We start from the raw sequence: 7,465 nt of genomic DNA, 5'->3' as shown, positions 1-7,465 counted from the left end.
CTCTGTTTTGAATCGTTTGTATGACGTGATATTTAAACTCTGGGGTGTAGGTTCGTTTGGTATGCAGCACGGCTAAGCCCTTTATACCTGAATGTTGATATTGGGCAATCCAACGCCTTAATGTGCGTTTAGACACGNTAAATGTACGACAGGTTAAAGAAAGGTTTTCCTCGTGTTGAAAGTAGAAATCTACCACTTGTTGTTTAAATGTTTGGTTATATTTAGTCATAAAAAATCTGCACCTTTGTCTGTTGGATAATAAGTCCAACTTTTGGGGTGCAGATCATTCCACACGGCGTTTTTCAATTTGGGCCTAGCCTCTCGCTTGTGCCAGCCATTGCACCATTTTTGGATCGCGGTGGTCGAAGATGATTTCATCACGATTGAGGGTGGCGATGGCGGCGAGGTCTTGTGCGTCAAGGGTGAAATCCAAGATGTCGCGGTTTTCACGCATTCTTTCCACTTTCACCGATTTGGGAATGATGGCGATACCGTGTTGGTTGAGCCAGCGTAACACCACTTGGGCAACGGATTTGCCGTGTTTGTCAGCGATCTCGCTCAACACGGGATTATGGAAAATGTCGAATTTGCCTTCAGCCAGCGGGCCCCAAGATTGTTGCAAAATCCCCCGTTCTTTATGAAAGGCTAATTCCGCATCACGCTGATAAAATGGGTGTGTTTCGATTTGGTTTACCGCAGGCACAATTTCGTGGCAAGTGATTAAATCCATTAAGCGATCCATATGGAAATTGCTCACGCCAATGGCACGGGTTTTGCCTGCTTTCAACGCGGTTTCCATTGCGCGCCATTCTTCGTGCACATCGCCGAAAGGCTGGTGCATTAAATAGAGATCCACATAATCCAAGCCCAAACGCTTCAAGGATTCATCAAGGGCTTTTTGTGTGCCGTTAAACGCATCTTGGCGTTGAATCCACAATTTGGTGGTAACGAAAATCTCTTCGCGAGGGATGCCGCTGGCTTTAATCGCACGCCCTACGCCCGCTTCGTTGCCGTAAATGGCGGCGGTGTCGAGCAGGCGGTAGCCTTGTTCGAGAGCGGATAAGACGGCTTTTTCCGTTTCTTCATCGCTCACTTGATACACACCAAAGCCGATCATTGGCATTTCAATGCCGTTGTTTAAGGTTGCTGTTTTCATTTTTTACTCCTATGTACTTTGAATGATGACATTATAGGGAGAAAATATTGTTTTGATTAGTGGGGTATTTTTTGATAGCCTGTTGAATATTTTTCAACAATCAAAGAGTCCAAGATGATTGAAAATATGAATGAATTACGCAATTTTATTATTGTTGCACAAACGGCCAGTTTTACTAAAGCGGCTGCATATTTAGGCGTATCGACCTCAGCGTTAAGCCATTCTATGCGGAAATTGGAAGAACAGCTGAAAATAAAATTGTTTCATCGAACAACTCGCAGTGTTGCCACTACCGAAGCAGGTGAACAACTTTTTAAACAACTTTTTCCATTATTTGAGAGTATTGAAGATAATGTTAATGCATTAAGTCATTTTCGTAACACGCTAAATGGAACATTACGCATTAATGGGGCTGATCACGTTTTTCTCTATGTTATTTGGGATAAGTTATTAAGATTTATGGAAAAATATCCCGAAGTAAAATTAGAGCTAATCAGCGATATGAAGTTTACTGATATCGTAGCTGGGCGTTTTGATGCGGGGATTCGTTTAGGCAAAGAAGTAGATAAAGATATGATCGCCATCAGAATTTCAGATGATATGCAAATGGCATTAATTGCAACGCCACAATATTTAGAACAATACGGAATTCCAAAAACAATTGATGATTTAACTTCACATCAATGTTTGTGTGTACGAATGCCAACTTCTGAAGGTATTTTTCCTTGGGAATTTTGTATACCAAAGGGTAAAGAAGTGGTTAAATTTATGCCATCGGGTCGATTAGTGGTGAATAATAATTTTCTTGCAAAAAAAGCCTGCTTATCTCATTTGGGGTTGGCATTAATGCCGAAAGACAGAGTACTAAAAGAGCTTAAATCTGGTGAGATAGTCGAGGTGTTACAAAATTATGCAATGCGTTACGAAGGTTATTATCTTTATTACCCTAATCGGAGACAGGATTCTCCGTTGTTTAAGGCTTTGGTGGAATGTATAAAATAAAGCAATATATCAAAACAAATATTAAAAAGAGAAACCTCTTTTTTTATAAAGGTTTCTCCTAATGTTTTATAATTTATTTTGATAATATAAGAATGCTTAGAATGGCATATCATCATCAAAATCTGCTGTATCCGGATTTACCGCTGCTTGCGGTGCTTTAGCGGCTGCCGGTTGTGCGAATTGGTTAGGTTGAGCTGCCGCTTGATTATAAGACGGTTGCGCAAACTGATTTTGCGGTTGAGCCATTGGTGCAGACATATCCGCGCCCATACGATCGCTGCGACTGTCCAACATTTGTAATGTGTCCGCTTGAATTTCGGTGGTGTAACGATCTTGCCCGTTTTGATCTTGCCATTTACGCGTGCGTAATTTGCCTTCTATATAAACTTTTGATCCTTTACGCAAATATTGTCCGGCGATTTCTGCCAAACGGCGGAATAACACGATGCGGTGCCATTCAGTAATTTCTCGCCATTCTCCGCTCTGTTTGTCTTGCCAACGTTCACTGGTGGCAACACTGATATTGGCGACCGCATCGCCATTTGCAAAAGTTCTCAATTCAGGATCATTTCCCAAATTTCCCACAATAATTACTTTATTAACGCCTGCCATAATTTTTCCTCTCAAATTAAGTTAAAACGTCGCTATCTTACCGTAAATCCCCTATGAAAAAAATAAAATAATACTGGATATTTGCACAGTTTTTTCGATTTTGCGATAATCATCGACGTTTTTATTTTTTGATCAGCTATTATGAACAATATCGAAATTCGGGGCGCAAGAACCCATAATTTAAAAAATATTAATTTAACCATTCCACGCAACAAATTGGTGGTAATCACCGGTTTATCCGGCTCGGGAAAGTCTTCGTTAGCATTTGACACCCTCTATGCCGAAGGGCAGCGGCGTTATGTGGAATCACTTTCCGCTTATGCTCGCCAGTTTCTCTCTTTGATGGAAAAACCGGATGTGGATCATATCGAAGGTTTATCACCGGCGATCTCGATTGAACAGAAATCCACCTCACATAACCCTCGATCCACTGTCGGTACCATTACCGAAGTTTATGATTATTTAAGACTGCTGTTTGCTCGTGTCGGCGAACCACGTTGCCCGACACATAACATCCCATTAACGGCACAAACTATCAGTCAAATGGTGGATAAAATTCTTTCTTTGCCGGAAGGCAGCCGAATGATGTTGCTTGCACCGGTCGTGAAAGCTCGCAAAGGCGAGCACACCAAATTGTTGGATAACATTGCCGCACAAGGCTATATTCGCGCCAGAATTGACGGCGAAATCTGTGATCTCTCCGATCCGCCACAACTGGAATTGCAAAAGAAACACACCATTGAAGTGATTGTCGATCGCTTCAAAATCCGCCCTGAATTATCAAGCCGTTTAGCGGAATCATTGGAAACCGCACTGGAACTTTCCGGCGGTATTGTGGTGGTCGCCAATATGGATGACAGCAGTGCCGAAGAGCTGGTTTTCTCTGCCAACTTTGCCTGTCCGCATTGCGGATATTCTTTGCCGGAACTAGAACCACGAATGTTCTCGTTTAATAATCCGGCAGGCGCTTGCCCTACTTGTGACGGCTTAGGCATTCAACAATATTTTGACGAACATCGTGTGGTGCAAAACCCAAGTTTATCCCTTGCCGGCGGTGCAATTCGTGGTTGGGATCGCCGCAATTTCTATTATTACCAAATGCTGACCTCGCTCGCGCGCCATTATCACTTTGATATTGAAGAGCCGTTTGAAGAATTACCACAAAAAATTCAACATTTGGTGTTGCACGGTTCCGGTCACGAAAAAATTGAATTTCAATATATGAACGATCGTGGCGACACCATCGTGCGTCATCACCCATTTGAGGGAGTGTTGAACAATATGGCGCGCCGCTACAAAGAAACCGAGTCAATGTCGGTGCGTGAAGATTTGGCAAAATATATCAGCACCCGTCCTTGCCAAACTTGCCGCGGTTCTCGTCTAAAAGAAGAGGCTCGCCACGTCTTTATCGGCGAAACCACGTTGCCACAAATTTCTGAAATGAGTATCGGCGAAGCATTACACCATTTTGAACAATTACAGTTTGAAGGGCAAAAAGCCAAAATTGCGGAAAAAATCTTAAAAGAGATTAAAGAACGGCTTCAGTTTTTAGTCAATGTCGGTCTGGAATATCTCTCTTTATCACGTTCCGCCGAAACACTCTCCGGCGGTGAAGCACAGCGTATTCGTCTTGCCAGCCAAATTGGGGCAGGCTTGGTCGGCGTGATGTATGTGTTGGACGAACCTTCTATCGGCTTGCATCAACGTGATAATGAACGGTTGTTAAATACCTTGATTCACCTAAGAGATTTAGGCAATACCGTAATTGTGGTTGAACACGACGAAGATGCGATTCGTACCGCCGACCACATCATCGATATTGGGCCGGGAGCCGGCGTACACGGCGGTGAAGTGATTGCACAAGGTACAGCACAACAGATTATGCAAGATCCGAATTCGCTTACCGGACGTTTTCTTTCCGGCAAAGAGAAAATCGACATTCCGGCAGCAAGAACACCGATCAAACCGGAAAAAATATTACGCCTGATCGGGGCGAGCGGTAACAATTTAAAAAATGTCGATTTAGAAATTCCGGTCGGTTTATTCACCTGTATCACCGGAGTTTCTGGCTCAGGGAAATCGACCTTAATTAATGATACCTTATTCCCAATTGCACAAAATGCGCTTAACCGTGCTGAAAATCAGCAACACGCACCGTTTAAAGCCATCGAAGGATTAGAGTTTTTCGACAAAGTAATCAATATCGATCAAAGCCCAATCGGACGCACGCCAAGATCCAATCCGGCAACTTATACCGGTGTGTTTACGCCTATTCGTGAGCTTTTCGCCGGCGTACCGGAAGCGCGCGCAAGAGGATATAATCCGGGACGCTTCAGTTTTAATGTGCGTGGCGGTCGTTGTGAAGCCTGCCAAGGGGACGGTGTGATTAAAGTCGAAATGCACTTTCTGCCGGATATTTATGTGTCGTGCGATCAATGTAAGGGCAAACGCTACAATCGCGAAACATTGGAAATCCGTTATAAAGGCAAAACCATTCATCAAGTGTTGGAAATGACGGTCGAAGAGGCACGTGAATTTTTTGATGCAGTGCCAATGATCGCGCGCAAATTACAAACCTTAATTGATGTCGGCTTATCTTACATTCGTCTTGGTCAGGCTTCCACCACCTTGTCGGGCGGCGAAGCACAACGGGTTAAACTGGCATCAGAATTGTCTAAACGTGATACCGGAAACACACTCTATATTCTTGATGAACCGACAACCGGATTGCATTTTGCCGACATCAAACAATTATTGGAAGTGCTGCATCGCTTACGTGATCAAGGCAACACCATTGTTGTGATTGAACACAATCTGGATGTGATTAAAACTGCCGATTGGATTGTCGATTTAGGGCCGGAAGGTGGCAGCGGCGGCGGCGAAATCATCGCCAAAGGCACACCGGAACAAGTCGCAGCAATGCCTCATTCGCACACCGCAAGGTTTTTAAAACCGATTTTAGATAAACAAAAATAGATTTTAGCCTTTCTAAAAGTTATCTGTTTTCAGAACAAAAGCGTTGTTAAGCAATCATTTTAGCAACGCTTTTATTTTGCTCTGATCACTGAAAACAGCCCTAATCGCACAATAACCCCTTGTATTAATAGACAAATTCTAATTTACAGATAGACTTAACCCATTAAAAATGTAACATAATGGTAATAAAGCACTCTCCTTTTTACAGCTTAAAATTCAATTATTCTATATAAAACAGATAATTAAATGACATTTAAAAATATCAAGATCAACATATTGTTTTGAAATTGATAAGAACATTTTTGTTTTTTGTTAAAAATTAATGCAATAAATATCGTTGATATAAAATATATTAATAGTGATTTTTTGACTGGATAAGTCTCTTTAGGTAATATGAGGAAAATCTAGTTTAATGATATATTAAAAAGTTACTATTAGTTAATATTATAACTAGAAAAATCAACTACATACTAAGAGTTTAATCCACAATTTCAGCATAAATATGTCTTTGCCGACCAGTTCCATCCTTCTCCGAAAACACATCGAATGCTTTATGACTAGATTGCATCACTATTGGAATCTGAAAGTGGCGATCCGACCGATTTAACGGTGCAACGCGTGAGTACGCCTTATTTTGAAAGTACAAGCAATAAAATCTATCTCTCTGCTGAAGATGATGGCGTGTTTAACACCACCTATGATCTGGGTGTTACTCATATCCAAAAAGCTAATCTTGATATCCACAATGATGGACGTGCTTTATTTGCCACCAACGGCGGTACAATTCGCTTAACGGATAGTAATATTACTTCGCAAGGTCGTATTGGCGGTATCATCAATGCGGAGCAGCAAGGTAAAATCTATTTAACCAATGGTGAGATTAACATTTACCGTACCAACCCTTATGTCGCACCGTTCGGCGTGATGGTAAACGGTCAAGACTCATTGGTTGAATTAAACAATATCCACCTTAATACCTATGGTAAAGAAACAACAGCAATGACGGTTGGCAACAAAGCAAAAATTGCTCTAACCGACAGCACCGTCAGTTCCAATGGTATTGGTGCTAATGTTCTGAATTTATGGGACAGTAATGCAACATTAACGAACACAACGCTAAAAACAGAAAGTGAAAAAGCGAGTGGTGTTCGTGTGTTTGCAAACGATCAGCAACGCCGCGTTTCAACCTTAGCAATGAATGGCTCAACCATCACTGCCACAACCTATTATGCGATCAAAGTGGCTGAAAACGGCACTAGAAATGCTGCCATTTTAAATGCCGTACTTGATAATTCAACTATCAATGGTGGTATTTTTACAGCGAACCAATCGTCTAATCCATTCCAACATTCTCAATCTCACTTTGTCTTGAGCAACAATAGTCTTTGGAATATGACCAAAGATTCAAATGTTACTTCAATGAATTTGAGAGATTCCACATTGGATTTATCTCAATCTGCGGAAAATTGGCAAGCGAAAACCTTAAATGTGAATGATTCATTTGCGGCACAAAATGCCACAATTCGTTTAGGTACAGATTTGTATGATGACAGCAGTGCAACAGATAAAATTCAAGGGGCTGAAGTAGATTAGCACTTATGCTAAGCTACAAAAATGAAGATAACCAATTGTAAACTAAAGAAATCTATACAAAGAAAACTGCTTGAATTTTTTGTATTAGAAGTAACAGCACGATCAGCAGCAGATTTGCTTGGCATT

At 41.6% G+C, this 7,465-nt stretch carries 6 protein-coding genes and 1 pseudogene; 4 read left to right on the top strand and 3 right to left on the bottom strand.

From position 1 onward, the window contains the following. Together A3EO_RS13245 and A3EO_RS0111845 are read right to left on the bottom strand one after the other, a co-directional pair. A partial coding sequence (locus A3EO_RS13245; RefSeq protein ID WP_018347308.1) for a helix-turn-helix domain-containing protein occupies window positions 1–229 on the bottom strand: 229 nt, incomplete at its 3' end. Between the two features lie 84 nt (window positions 230–313). Further along, on the bottom strand, window positions 314–1,156 hold the full coding sequence (locus A3EO_RS0111845) for an aldo/keto reductase (protein ID WP_018347307.1): 843 nt from the start codon (window positions 1,154–1,156) through the stop codon (window positions 314–316). Window positions 1,157–1,270: 114 nt separating this feature from the next. Here A3EO_RS0111845 and A3EO_RS0111840 point away from each other — a divergent pair, with 114 nt between their 5' ends. Then, entirely contained in the window at window positions 1,271–2,158 is an 888-nt protein-coding gene (locus A3EO_RS0111840; RefSeq protein WP_018347306.1) for a LysR family transcriptional regulator, read from the top strand. Between the two features lie 96 nt (window positions 2,159–2,254). Here A3EO_RS0111840 and ssb read toward each other — a convergent pair whose 3' ends face one another. Then, window positions 2,255–2,770: a single-stranded DNA-binding protein gene (ssb, locus tag A3EO_RS0111835; protein ID WP_018347305.1), complete on the bottom strand. Its 516-nt coding sequence runs from the start codon at window positions 2,768–2,770 to the stop codon at window positions 2,255–2,257. Between the two features lie 141 nt (window positions 2,771–2,911). Here ssb and uvrA point away from each other — a divergent pair, with 141 nt between their 5' ends. From uvrA to A3EO_RS13425, 3 genes and pseudogenes are all read left to right on the top strand, one after another. Continuing rightward, window positions 2,912–5,746 (top strand): excinuclease ABC subunit UvrA, encoded by a 2,835-nt coding sequence (gene uvrA, locus A3EO_RS0111830; protein WP_018347304.1) that lies wholly within the window; start codon window positions 2,912–2,914, stop codon window positions 5,744–5,746. A 573-nt stretch (window positions 5,747–6,319) separates the two neighbouring features. Then, window positions 6,320–7,339 (top strand): autotransporter outer membrane beta-barrel domain-containing protein, encoded by a 1,020-nt coding sequence (locus A3EO_RS0111825; protein WP_018347303.1) that lies wholly within the window; start codon window positions 6,320–6,322, stop codon window positions 7,337–7,339. Between the two features lie 21 nt (window positions 7,340–7,360). Then, a pseudogene (locus tag A3EO_RS13425) lies at window positions 7,361–7,465 on the top strand (IS1595 family transposase); the annotation flags it as partial.

This window comes from Gallibacterium anatis DSM 16844 = F 149 (assembly GCF_000379785.1).
Lineage (GTDB): Bacteria > Pseudomonadota > Gammaproteobacteria > Enterobacterales > Pasteurellaceae > Gallibacterium > Gallibacterium anatis.
The sequence above is the reverse complement of the archived record's forward strand: the minus strand, read 5'-3'. Positions and strand labels throughout refer to the sequence as shown.

Excerpts from the sequence above, each read along its gene's own strand:
- A3EO_RS0111845 (WP_018347307.1), bottom strand. The coding sequence starts at position 1,156 with ATGAAAACAGCAACCTTAAACAACGGCATTGAAATGCCAATGATCGGC.
- A3EO_RS0111840 (WP_018347306.1), top strand. The coding sequence starts at position 1,271 with ATGATTGAAAATATGAATGAATTACGCAATTTTATTATTGTTGCACAA.
- ssb (WP_018347305.1), bottom strand. The coding sequence starts at position 2,770 with ATGGCAGGCGTTAATAAAGTAATTATTGTGGGAAATTTGGGAAATGAT.
- uvrA (WP_018347304.1), top strand. The coding sequence starts at position 2,912 with ATGAACAATATCGAAATTCGGGGCGCAAGAACCCATAATTTAAAAAAT.